Raw genomic sequence first — 15,585 nt, 5'->3', positions numbered from 1 at the left:
TCGTCGTGACACCACGAAAGTGACAGTCGGGAGCGATCCGCGGGATGGGCCGAGGGGGCAGCACATGAGGGCCGGCCGGCGCCGATTCGCAGAGGAGGCCGGTTCGTTCGGCCCATGACCGAGGCGATCGGAGGAGGAGAGCTGCGGCGATGTCGCGGTGCCCCCGATCGCTGCGTCGGGTGTGGCCTCTTCGGGCCCGACGCCGGGACCAACGGCCTCTGACGGGGCCGTGGCCGGGCGCACACGCTGGTGGGACAGAACCCCCGTCCTACGCCCACGCGTGAGGAGGGCATCATGCACAACACCCGCCTGGACGCCATGAATCCCGAGACCTGTGTGACGGCCGCGGTCGCCGCACCGTCGATCCACAACACCCAGCCATGGCGTTTCGGCCTGGACACCGAGTCCGCCACGTTCCAGGTCCGCGCCGCCCCGGAGCGTGGCCTGCGACATGCGGATCCGACAGGTCGCGCCCTGCACCTTTCGGTGGGTGCGTGCCTCCTGAATCTCAGGATCGCGATCGCCCATTCCGGTTGCGCTCCGGTCGGCCGTCTGTTGCCGAGCCCGGAGGATCCCGGACTGCTCGCGATCGTCCGCCTGGCAGGTGCCGCACCCGGTCGTCCGACGGAGCACCGGGCCGATCTGTACGAGGCGATCTGGCGCCGACACAGCAGCCGACTTCCGTTCTCGGATCGGCCGCTGCCGGCGTGTCTGCGCAACGAGCTCGGTGAGGCCGCCCGTGCGGAAGGCGCGCGGCTCTGGTTTCCCGACACCTTCGCGACGACACGGCTGCTTCGCCTGACCACCGAAGCCGAACGCCGCAACCGCGCCGACACCGACCGTGCCACGGAGAGCGGCCGATGGGTGCACGCAGACCTGCCGCCGACACCCGATGTGGGTCTGCCGCAGGCAGTGTTGGGCCCGCAGGACGCGCGCGAACATGTGCCCCTGCGGGACTTCACCGCGCAGCGGCACACGGAGAAGCTGGTCACTCGACCGTTCGAGGTCGAACCCACCATCGCCGTGCTGATCACCGAACACGACCGCCGTGCCGACTGGCTGCGAGCGGGACAGGCGCTCCAGCATGTGTGGCTTCTCGCCACGGCACACGGTCTGCGCGCCTCTCTGTTCCACCAGGCACTGGAGTGGCCGGACCTGCGGAACTCCTTGAGCCCCACGACCGGGCGGACCGGTCATGTGCAGATGCTCATCCGCCTCGGCTACGGCCCCGAGGGCGCCGCGAGCCCGAGGCGCGACCCACGCACGGTGGTGCTCGATGACGTGCTGATGAGCCGCTGACCTGATGGAGCCGCTTCTGAGGCGGCCGAGCGCGGGGGCCGTGCGGCCTCGGCGAGAAGGGGCCGCACGGCGGGTCGCCGGGCCCCGAAGGCTTCTGCCCGATGCGTCCGCGAACGACGAACATCCTCCCGAGAGAGCGAACACCAGCGCACGTAGAGAGAAGGGAGCAGGACAATGACTGTCCGTCATGTGACCGTCGGAGTCGACGGTTCACTGGTCGCCGTGCGGGCCCTGGACTGGGCCGTCGGGGAAGCGGTGCGCCGTGGCTGCGCGTTACGCATCGTCTACGCCGTGGCCGACCGTGACGAGGCGGGGCCGGTGCTGTCGTCGGCTGCCTCGCGCGTCCGTGAGCGCAGGCCCGGTCTCCTGGTGGAGACCAAGGCCGTGGAGGGCGGCGTCGTGCCGGCGCTGACGAAGGAGAGCGAGGAAGCGGACCTCACCGTCGTGGGCGCCCGGGGGTTCGGCGGTGTCGTCGGCGTGCTGGCACGCTCGGTGAGCCGGCGCCTGGCCGCGCACGTGCGAGGCCCGCTGTTGGTCGTCGGAGGGGATCACCCCTGCGACGAGGGGCGTGAAGTGCTGCTCGGACTGGAGAGTGACGCCGAAGCGGCTGCCGTGTACGCGTTCGAGGAGGCGGCGCGGCGCGGCGTGAGGCTGCGCGTCCTGCATTCCTCGACACACCGCCACACCGCACCCGAATTGCCGTCGCTGGTGGCCGCGACGAGCCCCGGCCAGGAGCGTCAGGCGAGGCAGAGCCGCGCGGAGGAGGCTGTTCCGCGGTTCGGCATCGCTCGGCTGCGGGAGGCGCACCCCACGATCGAGGTCGACAGCCGCACGGTGCGCACCGGTCCGGCACAGGCCCTGCTGGCCGGTACGCGGGAGGCCGGTGTCGTGGTCATCGGCGCGCGCCGCCGTGCGGGTCGCTTCGGCCTCCAGCTGGGCCCGGTCGCGCACGTCCTGCTGCACAACTCCCACTGTCCCGTGGTGCTGGTGCCGACGACGTGAGCGTGTCGTCCGACTGTCCGGCCGCCCGCCTCCATGGTGCGTTCCCGTCTCCGGGACACGTCGCGTGTCCGACGTTCGCGTCGGGCACGCGACGCACCGACCAAGATGTGTCGGCGGCCTCGCGGCCCGCGAGCCGCGACAGGACACCCGTCGCCCCGTGCCGCCCGCGTGAGGACTCGCGGGCGGCACGGGGCGTGATCGCGGGGTGCGGCGGAAGGGGGACGCTGTGAGGTTCGGCTGCCCCGCCGTGCTCGACCGGTTCCTCAGGGCCGGTTCCCGGGAGGGGCGGTCAAGAGGGGCGCTGTCCTGCGGAGCGCGGTCATGCGCGAGATGAGGGGCGCGGCGGCCATGGCGGACGCCCTCCCGAGATGCCGGGACCGACCGGGATCATCGTGTCGGCCCCCCTATCTGCCTCCGCAGGGACTGCGAGGCGGAGGCGGGGGACCGGCGGACGAGCTGCGAGGGCGCCGTGCCGGGAGCTGGGCACGGCCGAACGGACTTGTCCCCGGGCTCCCGGCACGGCGGAACGGCACGGCATCTCGCGTGGCAGGCACCGCCGGACCTACTGGTCGGGTGTGCCTGTCGGCCCGTAGAAGGCGGCTCGCATGATCCCCTGCATGTCGTCGAGCATGGGCATCCGCGGGTTGGCGGGCGCGCACTGGTCTTCGTAGGCGTTCATGGCCTGTTGGGGCAATGCGTCGAGGAAGGTCCTCTCGTCGATGCCGAGGGACTGGAACGACGGTTCGATGCCCACGGCGTCGCGCAGACGCTCCACGGCGCGGGCAAGGGATTCGACGCCCTCGGCCGGGGTGCCGGCCGGCAGGCCCAGGGTGCGGGCGATGTCCTGGAAGCGTTCGGGAGCGCGGTAGCTCTCGTACTTGGGCCAGCCCGTGAGCTTGGTCGGAACGGTGCCGTTGTAGCGGATGACGAGGGGGAGCAGGACGGCGTTGGTCCTGCCGTGCGCGATGTGGAACGTGGCGCCGAGGGTGTGGGACATGGCGTGGACGATGCCGAGGAAGGCGTTCCCGAAGGCCATGCCCGCGATGGTGCCGGCGTTGTGCATCCTCTCGCGCGCCTGCGGGCTGTCCGTCCGGTCGTTCACGGCGGCCTCGATGTGGCCGAAGATCAGCCGAATCGCGTGCAGGGCGAGGCCGTCGGTGAAGTCGTTGGCGTAGACGGACACGTACGCCTCGATGGCGTGGGTGAGGGCGTCGAAGCCGCTGTCCGCCGCCAGCGCCGGGGGCAGCCCGGTGGTGAGCAGCGGGTCGACGATGGCCACGCTCGGCGTGAGCGCGTAATCGGCGAGCGGGTACTTCTTGCCGGTCGCCGGGTCGGAGATGACGGCGAAGGGGGTGACCTCGGCGCCGGTACCGGAAGTGGTGGGCACGCACACGAGACGGGCCAGACGACCGAGGACGGGGAAGCGGAAGGCCCGCTTGCGGATGTCGGAGAACTTCTGCCGCATGTCCGCGAAATCGATGTCCGGCTGCTCGTACAGCAACCACATCACCTTGGCCGCGTCCATCGGCGAGCCGCCGCCCAGCGCGATGATCGTGTCCGGTCGGAAGTCACGCATCAGCCGGGCGCCGCGCTGCACGGAGTCGATGCTCGGCTCGGGCTCGACGTTGTCGATGATCTGGACGGTCACCGCCTCGTGGCGCCGCTGGAGCACACGCGTGACGCGGTCGACGAAGCCGAGGCGGGTCATCGTCGCGTCGGTGACGACCGTGACCCGGTGCACGTCCGGCATGGACGCCAGGTACCGGATCGCCTGCGGCTCGAAGTAGATCTTCGGCGGCACCTTGAACCACTGCAGGTTGTTGCGGCGGGTGCCGACCCGCTTGACGTTCAACAGTTGCGCGGCGGACACGTTGTTGGACACCGACGTGCTGCCCCAGGAGCCGCAGCCCAGTGTCAGCGACGGCAGCAGGCCGTTGTAGATGCCGCCGATCGCGCCCTGCGAGGACGGCGCGTTCACGATGATCCGCACGGTCTTCATCCGCTTCCCGTACGCCTCCGCCAGCGCGCGGTCCTCGGTGTGGATGACGGCGCTGTGGCCCTGGCCGTGGAAGGCGACCATGTCCGCGGCCAGGTCGAAGCCCTGCCGTTCCGAACGGGCGCGCAGCACGGCGAGCACCGGGCAGAGCTTCTCCCGGGTCAGCGGCTCCTCCGGGCCGACCCGGTCCGTCTCGACCAGGATGAGCGAGGTGCCGGCGGGCACCCGGAAACCCGCGCGCTCCGCGATCCACTCGGGACTCCGGCCCACGGCGGCGGCGTTGACCTTGGGCTCACAGCCCGCACCCGCGGTGCCCGCAGGGAACAGGAAGGTCTCCAGCTTCGCCTTCTCCTCGGCCGTCGCCAGGTGGGCGTGCAGCGTGCGGAACTCGGCGAGCGCCGGGTCGTAGATCTCGTCGTCCAGGATGACGGCCTGCTCGGAGGCGCAGATCATGCCGTTGTCGAAGGACTTGGACAGCACCAGGTCGTTGACGGCGCGGCGCAGCCTGGCGCTCTTGTGGACGTACGCGGGGACGTTGCCGGCGCCGACCCCCAGGGCGGGCTTACCCGCCGAGTAGGCCGCCCTGACCATGGCGTTGCCGCCCGTGGCGAGTATCAGCGAGACGCCCGGGTGGCGCATCAGAGTGCCGGTCGCCTCGACGGACGGAGCCTCGATCCACTGGATGCAGTGCTCGGGAGCTCCCGCCGCGAGGGCGGCGTCGCGCACGACGCGGGCCGCCTGCGCGCTGCAGCGCTGGGCGGAGGGATGGAAGGCGAAAACGACGGGGTTGCGGGTCTTCAGCGCCATCAGCGCCTTGAAGATCGTGGTGGAGGTCGGGTTGGTGACGGGAGTGACCGCGCACACCACGCCCACCGGTTCCGCCACCTCGACCATGTCCTCGATGTCGTCGCGGGCGATGACGCCCACGGTCTTCATGGGAGCCATGCTGTGGGTGACGTGCTCGCAGGCGAACATGTTCTTGGCCGCCTTGTCCTCGAAGACGCCCCGTCCGGTCTCCTCCACCGCGAGGCGGGCCAGCGCGGTGTGCTGGTCCAGAGCGGCGACCGACGCCTTCTTGACGATGTGGTCGACCTGCTCCTGGTCCAGGGCCTCGTAGTCGGCCAAGGCCTTGAGGCCGTTGGCGACGAGCTGGTCAACGGCGATGACGGTGTCCGACGGCGCCTCGGCGGTGGCCCTGGTCGCGGTGCGGTCGTCGTGGCGGGTCATGGGTGTGCCTCCGTCGTCGAGTGGTGAGGCCGCACTGTCCGGCGGCCCGTACGAGAGCGGCGCCGTGGGTGACCGGTGCCGCTCCGTCAGCAGCGTCTCGTCGGCAGCGCTGCCCCGAGCAGGTCCTCCCGGTTCCCGGCGGGTGCCTGACCGGCCCCGAGTGCGCGGGCCGAGTGGCCCTTACTCCCCGTGGAACGCTGCGCGGTGCGAGCCGCTTGTCAGAGCGGCCAGGGGTGCGCGATCCCGCCCGTGTGCCGCTCGGGCGGACGGGTGTCGTCGACGCGGGACGTGAGGTTGTTCACGACGCCCACCACTCCGTCCACCCGCCACGTCAGCTGGATGGCCAGGGGGATGCCGCTGCGCTGCTCCAGCCGACCCTGCAAGGTGACCATGCCGTCTTTGACCGAGACGTCCACCGTGTGGGGCGGCACGCACATGGCCCGCGTCAGCACGTCCTCGAGCACTTCCCGGCCGATCTCCTCGTCCGTGCGCAGGAAGACGCGCAGCAGGTCCCGTCGGGTGGCGATGCCGATCAGCCGGTCTTCCTCGTCCACCACGGGAAGCCGGTCCACGTGGCGGCGTTCCATGATGCGTGCGGCGTCCGCGACGCGCTGTTCGGGGTGCACGGTGACAGCGGGCGTCGACATCAGCTCGCCGGCGGTCGTGGCCCGGGCCGCAGCCGCCGCGTCAGGGGTGGAGCCGCGGGCGGACTTGCGGCCACGCCGGACGCGGCCGTGAGGGGGCCGAGCCGCCTGATGGCGGATCAGGTCGGTCTCGGAGACGACCCCGAGGACCTTGTCGTCGTCGTCCACCACGGGCACGCCGCTGATTCGGTGCCGGTCCAGCAGGCGTGCCACGTCCTTGAAGAGTGTCTCCCGGCGCGCTTCGACGACCTCGCTGGTCATCACCTCGCCGACGATGCGGGTCATCACGCCACTCCTTCCCTCGACCGTCCGCGGGACAAGCGAGGCGGACGGTGTTGTGCCCGGGCGCCCACAGGCCGGAAGCCCTGCGCGGCAGGTCGTCCGTGAACGCACCGGGGCCGGAGCGCACGGGCTGTGTCGGCCGTCGGCCGTCGATGTCCCTACGGACCGTCCCGGGGAACCGGCCCCCGGTACGAATTCAGCGTCCGGCACGACGAGCCGCCGGGGCAGGGGCCAACCGTCCCGAAGCCGGGACCGAATGCCCCGACTCCAGGAATCCGGCCCTGTCACCTGCGCAATCCGCCGCTTCGGGATGCGCGCGATCGGGCGCAGGGCCGCGCAGGAAAGGGGGCTCGTCGACGATCTCCCGCCGCCGAAGGGTGGTCCGAGGAACGCGGCGAGGGCCTTGCTCGACACCGGAGTTCGACGGTCCGCAGCAGTGTAGGGCCGACCGGCCCTGGCCCTTCGGCCCTGGAACGCGCACGATCTACGGTAGGCAGGGACCGGGGCACGCGGTGGGCGTCTTCCGGCGCAGGTACGAGACGGCGCAGAACGAGGAGCATTCGATGGCGGACGGCAAGCGGCCCGGACCCGACGATCCGATCCAGGTCTTCCTGCTGGACGACCACGAGGTGGTACGCCGCGGGGTGCGCGACCTGCTGAACGACGAGCCGGACATCGACGTGGTCGGTGAGGCGGGCACCGTGGAACAGGCGCTGGTGCGTGTCCCCGCGCTGCGCCCGCAGGTGGCGGTGCTCGACGTCCGCCTGCCGGACGGCGACGGTGTGACCGTCTGCCGGGAGCTGCGGTCGCGCATGCCGGAGCTGGCCTGTCTGATGCTGACCTCGTTCGACGACGAGGAGGCGCTGCTCGACTCCATCATGGCCGGCGCCTCCGGATACGTCCTGAAGCAGATCCAGGGATCGGACCTGGTTTCGGCCGTCCGTACCGTGGCCGCCGGCCAGTCCCTGCTCGACCCCAGCGCCACCGCCAGGCTGATGGCCCGCCTGCGCCAGGGCCCGGAGCCGGAGCCGGAGCCCGACGCCCTCCCGGGCCTGACGGACCGGGAGCGGGAGATCCTGGCCCTCATCGGTGAAGGACTCACCAACCGGCAGATCGGTCAGCGGCTCTACCTCGCGGAGAAGACGGTCAAGAACCACATCTCACGGCTGTTGGCCAAACTCGGTGTGGAGCGCCGCATCCAGGCGGCAGTCATCGCCACCCAGGCCCAGGACCGGCTCAGGCAGCAAGGCCGTTGAGCCCGCCCGCACGCCAGGCCCACCGGGCCGAACGGCCCTCCTCCCAGCCCCGTGCGGCCCAAGCCGGATCCCTTTCCGGGCCGTCAGGCTGGCAGCGCACCCGGACATCACCGGACGGCACTCATCGGGAGGATGACGGACATGAGCGTGCGCGTCGGCATCAACGGCTTCGGCCGCATCGGACGCAACTACCTGCGCTGTGTGCTGGAGCGCGCGGAGACCTCGGCCGGCACACCGGTCGAGGTCGTCGCGGTCAACGACCTCACCTCGCCGGCGGCGCTGGCCCATCTGCTGGAGTTCGACTCCACGTACGGCCGGCTGCACCGCGTGGTCGAGCACGACGACAGCTCGCTCACGGTCGACGGGCACCGGATCGTCGTGACCGCCGAGCGCGATCCGGCAGCTCTGGCCTGGGGTGACTCCGGGGTCGATGTCGTCATCGAGTCCACCGGTCGATTCCGCACCCGCGAGCAGGCAGGGCTGCACCTGAAGGCCGGCGCCCGCAAGGTGCTGCTGTCGGTGCCGGGCAAGGACGTCGACGCCACCGTGGTGATGGGTGTCAACGAAGGCACGTACGACCCGGAGCGGCACCACGTGGTCTCCAACGCCTCCTGCACCACCAACTGCGTGGCGCCCATGGTGAAGGTCCTCGACGAGCACTTCGGCCTGGTCAAGGGCCTGATGACCACCATCCACGGCTATACCAACGACCAGGTGGTCCTGGACGGCCCGCACAAGGACCTGCGCCGTGGCCGCAGCGCCGCCGTCAACATGATCCCCACCAGCACGGGGGCCGCGCGTGCCGTCGGTCTGGTGCTGCCGGAGCTGGCCGGGACCCTGGACGGCATCGCCGTGCGGGTGCCGGTCGAGGACGGCTCGCTGACCGACCTGAGCGTGGTCCTGGAGCGGCCCGTGACCACGGACGAGGTCACTGCCGCCTTCCGTGAGGCCGCCGACGGACCGCTCAAGGGCATCCTGCGGGTGTCAGACGCCCCGATCGTCTCCCGGGACGTCGTGGGCGATCCCGCCTCGTGCGTCCTGGACGCCCCGCTGACCCAGGCACACGGTGACCTGGTCAAGATCTTCGGCTGGTACGACAACGAGTGGGGTTACACCAACCGGCTGCTGGACCTCACGGAGTACGTCGCGGCCCGGCTTTCGCAGAGCTGACGAGCCTGGTCGCACGCGATGACCTTTCCGGACATGCGGGGGCCAGGGGCGACCTGGCCTTGCGTCCTGTGTTCGGACGTGGTGAATGGAGGTAGGGCACACCTGGACAGAGCTGCGCGTTCGCGCCCGGCGTCGGCCGGCGGGAACGCACACCGCTTCGAAGAAGCCCGCGTGTGCGGCGCCCCGCCCGTCACGACCGACGGGCGGGACTCGCCGCGTATCCCGAGCGTGTGAGGAGGATGCCATGGCATCCCGACTCGACGACAAGACGGTGGCGAAGCTGGTGGCCGAGGCCACGGCGGCGCCGTCCATGCACAACGCGCAGCCGTGGCGGTTCCGCTTCGTGACCGGTGAACGCCTCATGCTGTTGTACGCGGATCTCGAGCGGGCCATGCCCCGCTCGGACCCCGGCAACCGGGCGTTGCACATCGGCTGCGGGGCGGCGCTGTTCAACCTCCGCGTCGCCGCCGCGCATGCGGACCTCGTCGCGGAGACAGCACTGTCGCCCGATCCGCAGGACCCGACGCTGCTTGCGGCCGTACGTCTGCTCGATCCTGTCGGGCGTCTTCGGGACGACGACCTGGTGCGGCTGCACCCGGGGATCCAGCAACGGCACACGAGCCGCCACCCGTTCGCGGACAAGGCCGTCCCGGAAGAAGTGCAGGCCACCCTGTGCGAGGCCGCGGCACGCGAAGGCGCCGAGCTGTTGTTCCCCGGCCCCTGGCACACCGAGACCGTTCTCGACCTCGTCCGCGACGCCGAGAGCCGCGACGTCATGGACCCCGGCTCCGACGAGGACCTGGTGCGCTGGACGCGGCTCGGGCCGGAAGCGGACATCGCCGTCGACGGCGTCCCGGAGTACGCCTTCGGTCCCCGCAAGTGGGACGGCAAGGCTCCCGTACGGGACTTCGCCGGCCGTCGGCGCGTGGCCGACCGTGGCACCACCACCTTCGAACACACCCCGCACCTGGCCCTGCTCAGCACCCCCGGCGACGGCTCCGACGACTGGCTGCGCGCGGGGCAGGCACTGGAACGCGTCCTGCTGGAGGCCACCCTGGCCGACCTGGCCACCTCCCTGACCTCTCACGCGCTGGAGACCCGCGACCTGCGCCTGCTGGCCCGAGACCCCGGAGAGGGCACAGGCCAGGTACAGATGGTGCTGCGACTCGGCTACGGCCCGCGCGGGCCGGCCACGCCTCGGCGCGCGGTGGGGGAGGTCCTCGACCTCGCGTGACCTCGGCACGACGGGTTTCTCGGCGGGGCGTGGCGCGGTCCCCCGCGTCTGGTGGCGGGCGAGGCCCGCACCGACGGCAGCCCGTTCCTTGCGGGCCGCGGGCACTCCGATCAGCGGGGGTGTCGCTCTCGGGCGCGGTCAGGTCGCCTGATCACGGTGGCAGTCATGAGGCGCCTGCTCGCGGTGGTGCACGAAGGGGGACGGCGAGCCACCGATCGCGCCCGGATGGGCGCGATCGGTGAACTCCGCCGGTGAGCGTCACCGCGGCGCGGCGGCTTCCTCCGGCTCGGGCGGCCCTCCGTGGGGAGCGAGGTCGAATTCCACGTCCACCACGCCCTCGACGGCACGGGCCAGACGCGCTGCCACCGGCACCAGTGCGGTGTCCCGGACGCGGCCGGTGAGCTGTACGACCCCGTCCCGCACGCTCACGAGCACGACCGACTTCGGTGAGGGGAAGAGGTAGGACACGACCTCGCGCCGTACCTCCTCGCCGATCTCCTCGTCGTCGCGCAGGAAGACCTTGAGCAGGTCGGCGCGGCTGACGACGCCCTCGAGCATGCCCAGGGCGTCGACCACGGGCAGCCGCTTGACCTTCGCGCGCGCCATGGTGCGAGCCGCCTGCGCGAGGGTGGCGTCCGCGTGGACGCTGAGGGCAGGGGATGTCATCAGCTGCTCGGCGGTGAGCGCACCCGCCTTCTCCAGGTCCTTCAGACGCCGCAGCTGCGTACAGCGGTCGGGATCGCCGTCGCGGAACTCCTCCTTGGGCAGCAGATCCGCCTCGGAGACCACGCCGACGACCCGGCCCTCGCCCTCGATCACGGGCAGGGCGCTGATCTTCCACTCCTGCATCAGCTGGACGATCTCCTTGAAGGCCGCCCCGCGGCCGACCGCGGCGACCGTGTGGGTCATGACATCGCTGACGATGTGCGGGGTGCCGTGCATGGTCACTCCTTCGTTCTTCGTCCGGGAGCCGGCGGGGTCAGACGGAGCTGCCTGCGCCGTACGGGGCGTACAGGTCCAGCAGATGCGTCCTGGCCGAACGGAGCCGGTGGGCAAGGACCTGCCCGACCCACTGGGAGACGTCCCGGCCCAGGTCGGCGTCGTCCTGGCACAGGGAACGGACCGCCGCGCCGTCGAACTCGTAGGCCCTGACCGGTGTCGTCGCCTCGGCGCCCAGGTGCCACGCGTGCGGCGGGAAGAGCCAGGACCAGCCGACCAGTTCGTTGTGGCCGAGGTTCTCGATCACGGCGGGGCGTCGGCCGGGGACGCGCATGTCGAGGTCGATCCTGCCGGTGCGGATGATCCAGAACCGATCGGCGCGCGATCCCTCCTCGAACAGGCGGGTTCCCTGGGGAATGGACACCTCCCGGGCGAACCGCATCAACCGCTCGCGGTGTTCTGCGGTCAGGGAGCGAAGCATGGTGGGGGTGGGGGAAGGGCTCATGGCGTGCCTCCGCGAGGGCTGTACGACGTTCCACGGCCAGCGTGTGCGACAAGCCCCTGAGCAGGGCAGGGGCCACCCGGTCCCTCGGCCGGGACCTTCGGGGCACCCCGGGCCGGTCGGCCCTCGCGGCCCGGGACTCTCGGCACCGCCTCGGGCCGTGTGGCCGCTGCCTGCGCCCGGCACGGCGCAGAAAGATCGTTCACGGATCGACCCATCCGCATCGAACCGCACAAGGAGCACAGCCATGCCCAGGACCACCAGGACAGGGGAGCGAGCGGCGCCGAGACCGTCACTCGGCCTGCCCGCCGCGTCCTCGCTCGTGATCGGCACCATCATCGGCACGGGGATCTTCGCCCTGCCTTCCGCCCTGGCACCGTACGGACCGATCTCCCTGGTGGCGTTCGTCGTCGTGACGCTGGGCGCGCTGGCGCTGGCACTGACCTTCGGAGCCCTGTCGAAGAGGGCGCCGGCGAGCGGCGGGCCGTACGTCTACGCCCGCGAGGCGTTCGGGGAGTTCGCCGGATTCCTCAACGCGTGGTCGTACTGGATCACCGCCTGGGCCGGGAACGCGGCCATCGCCGTGGCATGGGTCGGTTACGTCGAGGTGTTCGTCAACACGGGCCACAAGACGTGGGTCTCCATGGGGCTCGCCCTCGGCGGACTCTGGACCGCGGCCGCGATCAACCTCACCGGCGTCCGCAACATGGGCGCGTTCCAGGTGGTCACGACCGTGCTGAAGTTCGTCCCGCTCGTCTTCATGGCCACCGTCGGGCTGCTGTTCATCGACCCGGACAACTTCGGGACCTTCAACGCCGGCGGTCGGTCCGCCGTCGGCGCGATCTCGGCAGCGGCCGCCATCGCCCTGTTCAGCTACCTCGGCCTGGAGGCCGCCTCCGTGGTCGCCGGCCGGGTGCGCGATCCGGAGCGGAACGTGTCCCGCGCCACCGTGTACGGCACCCTCCTGTGCGCCGTCCTCTACATCCTCGGCACCCTCGCCGTGTTCGGCACCGTCTCGCACGGCGAGCTCGGCGCCACCACCGCGCCGTTCACCGACTCCGCGAACAACATCTTCGGCGGTACCTGGGCCGGGGACGTCGTGGCTGTCGCCGCCGTCATCTCCGGCATCGGCGCCCTGAACGGCTGGACCATGCTGTGCGCCGAGATGCCGTACGCCGCAGCCCGCGACGGTCTCTTTCCCGGCTCCTTCGCCAAGCTTCGCGGGCAGAGCGGTGTCCCGGCGTTCGGAATCGTCGCCTCGACCGTGCTGGCCTCGTTGATCACGGTGTTCAGCTACTCGCGCTTCGAGGACGTCTTCACGAAGATCGTGCTGCTGAGCGTGCTGACCGCCGTGATCCCGTACCTGTTCTCCGCCGCCGCCCAGCTGTACTGGCTCCTGGTGCGCGGCCGGGAGAGCATCGGCCCCCGGCGCCTGGCCCGCGATGTCACCGTCGCCGGTCTGGCACTCGTCTTCTCCTACTGGTCGATCCAGGGCAGCGGCTACCAGACCGTCTACTACGGGCTGTTCGTGCTGCTGCTCGGAGTTCCGGTCTACGTCTGGCTGAAGCGGGGCGAGGGCGTCTACGGCGGTACCGACCTGCCGATTCCCGCCGCCCGCGTTCCCCGGGAGGAGCAGGCGCCGGAGACGCCGACACCGCCCCGGGCGCGCCCGCGCGGCAGCGGCACCGGTTCCCCGCGCAAGCGCAACGTCCAGCCTCACCAGGAGTGATCACCCTCACCAGGAATGACCACCCCACCTCCCGACAGAGGAACCCACGCCATGAACACGTTCCACGTCGACTCCGAGGCCGGCCCGCTGCGCCAGGTGATCCTGCACCGCCCCGGCATCGAACTGTCCCGACTGACCCCGCGCAATGTCGACGCTCTCCTCTTCGACGACATCCTGTGGGCCAAGCGAGCCCGCGAGGAGCACGACGCCTTCGCCCAGGTGCTGCGCGACCACGGAACGAAGGTCCACTACTTCGCCGACCTGCTCGCCCGGACCCTCGACCTTCCCGAGGCCCGCGACTGGCTGCTGGACCGAGTGATCACCCCCGCCACCGTCGGACCGGCCCTGATCGACCCGGTCCGCGAGTTGTGCGCCGCACTCGACGGCGACACCCTCGCCGGACACCTCATCGGCGGGCTGCTCAAGAGCGATCTGCCGCTGGCCAGCCCGCACAGCCTGGTCTGGAACGCGCTCGATGCCGAGGACTTCGCGCTCGCCCCGCTGCCCAACCACCTCTTCCCGCGCGACAACTCCTGCTGGGTCTACGACCGGCTCTCGGTCAATCCCATGGCCAAGCCCGCCCGCCGTCGCGAGAGCCTGCACGCCGAAGCCATCTACCGGTTCCACCCGATGTTCGCCGACGCGGTGCCCGTACCGCTTCTCGACGGCCCCGTGGGCACGCTGGAAGGCGGTGACGTCCACGTCCTCGGGGGCGGGGCGGTCATGGTCGGCATGGGAGAGCGGACCACCGCCCAGGCCGTGGAGAACCTCGCCGCCCGGCTTTTCGCCGACGGCACGGCAAACCGGCTGGTCGCCGTCCAACTCCCCGCCACACGGGCGTACATGCACCTCGACACCGTGCTGACGATGGTCGACCGCGACACCTTCGTCGTCCATCCGGGCCTCGCCGACTCGCTGCGCTCCTGGACGCTCACCCCGAGCGACACGCGGGAGTGCGGCTTCGAGGTCGCGCCGAACTCGGACCTCGCCACCGCACTCGCCGAGGCACTCGACCTCGACAAGGTCCGGATGTTCTCCGCCCCGCAGGACATCCGCAACGCCGAGCGCGAGCAGTGGGACGACGGCAGCAACTTCCTCGCCCTCGCTCCCGGCGTGATCGTCGGCTACGAGCGCAACGTCACCACCAACACCTATCTGCGCAAGCAGGGCATCGAGATCGTCACGATCGCCGGCGCCGAACTCGGCCGCGGACGCGGTGGCCCGCGCTGCATGAGCTGCCCCATCGAGCGCGACCCGGTCGCCTGACCCGCGACCGACCGCCCCAGGGAGGGATTCCACCATGACCGTCGACCTCCGAGGCCGCTCCTGTCTGAGCGAACTCGACTTCACCGCCCGCGAGATCCACCATCTCCTCGACCTCGCAGCCGACCTCAAGGCGGCCAGGCGTGCCGGTACCGAGCGGCCCCGGCTCACCGGCAGGCACCTTGCGCTGATCTTCGAGAAGACCTCCACCCGCACCCGCTGTGCCTTCGAGGTCGCCGCCGCCGATCAGGGCGTCGCCACTACCTACCTGGGCCCCGGCGACACCCATGTCGGAGTCAAGGAGTCCATCGCCGACACCGCCCGTGTGCTCGGTCGTATGTTCGACGCCATCGAGTACCGGGGCTCGGCCCACTCGCTGGTCACCGAGTTGGCCGCCCACTCCGGGGTCCCGGTCTACAACGGCCTGACCGACACCGCGCACCCCACCCAGAGCCTGTGCGACGTCCTCACCATGCGCGAACACAGCCTCAAACCGGTGCCTGACATCGGCTACTGCTACCTCGGCGACGCCCGCAACAACATGGGCAACTCCCTGCTGTCCATGGGCGCCCTGCTCGGCATGGACGTACGGATCGCCGCGCCCGCCCGCCTCTGGCCGGACCCGGCGCTGGTGACCAGGTGCCGAGAACTCGCCGAGCGCAGCGGCGCCCGGATCACCCTCACCGAGGACGTCGAGACGGCCGTTCGCGGCGCCGACTTCCTGCACACCGACGTCTGGGTCTCCATGGGCGAGCCCGCCGAGACCTGGCGGGAGCGGATCAAACTGCTGCTGCCGTACCAGGTCAACGACAAGACGCTGGCCGCCACCGGCAACCCGGACGTGAAGTTCATGCACTGCCTGCCGGCCCTGCACGACCGCCGTACCCGCCTCGGGCAGGACCTCTTCGACGCCTACGGCCTGGACGGACTCGAAGTCACCGACGACGTCTTCTCCTCGCCCGCGTCGATCGTCTTCGACCAGGCCGAGAACCGGCTGCACACCATCAAGGCCGTGCTTGTGGCCACCCTGGAGGGCTGAAGC

At 71.0% G+C, this 15,585-nt stretch carries 12 protein-coding genes; 8 read left to right on the top strand and 4 right to left on the bottom strand.

All coding sequences use genetic code 11. The features are described from left to right. Positions 1 to 294: 294 nt before the first annotated feature. Together OHU34_RS04645 and OHU34_RS04640 are read left to right on the top strand one after the other, a co-directional pair. Positions 295 to 1,299, top strand: a complete 1,005-nt coding sequence (locus tag OHU34_RS04645) for an Acg family FMN-binding oxidoreductase (RefSeq protein ID WP_142267579.1) — start codon at positions 295 to 297, stop codon at positions 1,297 to 1,299. Positions 1,300 to 1,473: 174 nt separating this feature from the next. Next, positions 1,474 to 2,301, top strand: a complete 828-nt coding sequence (locus tag OHU34_RS04640) for a universal stress protein (RefSeq protein WP_200839888.1) — start codon at positions 1,474 to 1,476, stop codon at positions 2,299 to 2,301. Between the two features lie 562 nt (positions 2,302 to 2,863). Here the strand turns inward: OHU34_RS04640 and adhE are convergent. Both adhE and OHU34_RS04630 read right to left on the bottom strand, forming a co-directional pair. Then, positions 2,864 to 5,524 carry a bifunctional acetaldehyde-CoA/alcohol dehydrogenase gene (gene adhE / locus OHU34_RS04635; protein WP_230193595.1) on the bottom strand — a complete coding sequence of 887 codons (2,661 nt, stop codon included), beginning with the start codon at positions 5,522 to 5,524 and terminating at the stop codon, positions 2,864 to 2,866. 218 nt (positions 5,525 to 5,742) lie between these two features. Next, a complete protein-coding gene (locus OHU34_RS04630; protein WP_142267581.1) occupies positions 5,743 to 6,453 on the bottom strand; it encodes a CBS domain-containing protein in 711 nt (236 codons plus the stop codon). A gap of 560 nt (positions 6,454 to 7,013) precedes the next feature. Here OHU34_RS04630 and OHU34_RS04625 point away from each other — a divergent pair. The 3 genes from OHU34_RS04625 (at position 7,014) to OHU34_RS04615 (ending at position 10,110) form a co-directional block, all read left to right on the top strand. Beyond that, positions 7,014 to 7,706 carry a response regulator transcription factor gene (locus tag OHU34_RS04625; protein ID WP_142267582.1) on the top strand — a complete coding sequence of 231 codons (693 nt, stop codon included), beginning with the start codon at positions 7,014 to 7,016 and terminating at the stop codon, positions 7,704 to 7,706. A gap of 141 nt (positions 7,707 to 7,847) precedes the next feature. After that, positions 7,848 to 8,876, top strand: a complete 1,029-nt coding sequence (gene gap, locus OHU34_RS04620; protein ID WP_405764904.1) for a type I glyceraldehyde-3-phosphate dehydrogenase — start codon at positions 7,848 to 7,850, stop codon at positions 8,874 to 8,876. Positions 8,877 to 9,120: 244 nt separating this feature from the next. After that, positions 9,121 to 10,110 (top strand): Acg family FMN-binding oxidoreductase, encoded by a 990-nt coding sequence (locus tag OHU34_RS04615; RefSeq protein WP_142267584.1) that lies wholly within the window; start codon positions 9,121 to 9,123, stop codon positions 10,108 to 10,110. A 258-nt stretch (positions 10,111 to 10,368) separates the two neighbouring features. Here OHU34_RS04615 and OHU34_RS04610 read toward each other — a convergent pair whose 3' ends face one another. After that, on the bottom strand, positions 10,369 to 11,052 hold the full coding sequence (locus OHU34_RS04610) for a CBS domain-containing protein (RefSeq protein ID WP_405764902.1): 684 nt from the start codon (positions 11,050 to 11,052) through the stop codon (positions 10,369 to 10,371). Positions 11,053 to 11,089: 37 nt separating this feature from the next. Beyond that, positions 11,090 to 11,554, bottom strand: coding sequence for a cyclic nucleotide-binding domain-containing protein (locus tag OHU34_RS04605; RefSeq protein ID WP_028806818.1), 465 nt, complete (start codon positions 11,552 to 11,554; stop codon positions 11,090 to 11,092). A 244-nt stretch (positions 11,555 to 11,798) separates the two neighbouring features. Here OHU34_RS04605 and OHU34_RS04600 point away from each other — a divergent pair, with 244 nt between their 5' ends. Genes OHU34_RS04600 through argF form a run of 3 tightly spaced genes read left to right on the top strand, consistent with a single transcriptional unit; the run spans position 11,799 to position 15,582 of the window. Continuing rightward, positions 11,799 to 13,280, top strand: a complete 1,482-nt coding sequence (locus OHU34_RS04600) for an APC family permease (protein WP_405764899.1) — start codon at positions 11,799 to 11,801, stop codon at positions 13,278 to 13,280. A 51-nt stretch (positions 13,281 to 13,331) separates the two neighbouring features. Beyond that, positions 13,332 to 14,546 carry an arginine deiminase gene (locus OHU34_RS04595; protein WP_405764896.1) on the top strand — a complete coding sequence of 405 codons (1,215 nt, stop codon included), beginning with the start codon at positions 13,332 to 13,334 and terminating at the stop codon, positions 14,544 to 14,546. Positions 14,547 to 14,580: 34 nt separating this feature from the next. Continuing rightward, complete coding sequence (argF, locus tag OHU34_RS04590; protein WP_405764893.1) at positions 14,581 to 15,582, top strand: ornithine carbamoyltransferase; 1,002 nt, start codon at positions 14,581 to 14,583, stop codon at positions 15,580 to 15,582. Positions 15,583 to 15,585: the final 3 nt, after the last annotated feature.

The sequence above is a fragment of the Streptomyces sp. NBC_00080 genome, from assembly GCF_045041255.1.
Classification (GTDB): Bacteria; Actinomycetota; Actinomycetes; order Streptomycetales; family Streptomycetaceae; genus Streptomyces; species Streptomyces coriariae.
Note: the sequence above shows the minus strand (reverse complement) of the source record. Positions and strands in the feature narration are given on the sequence as shown.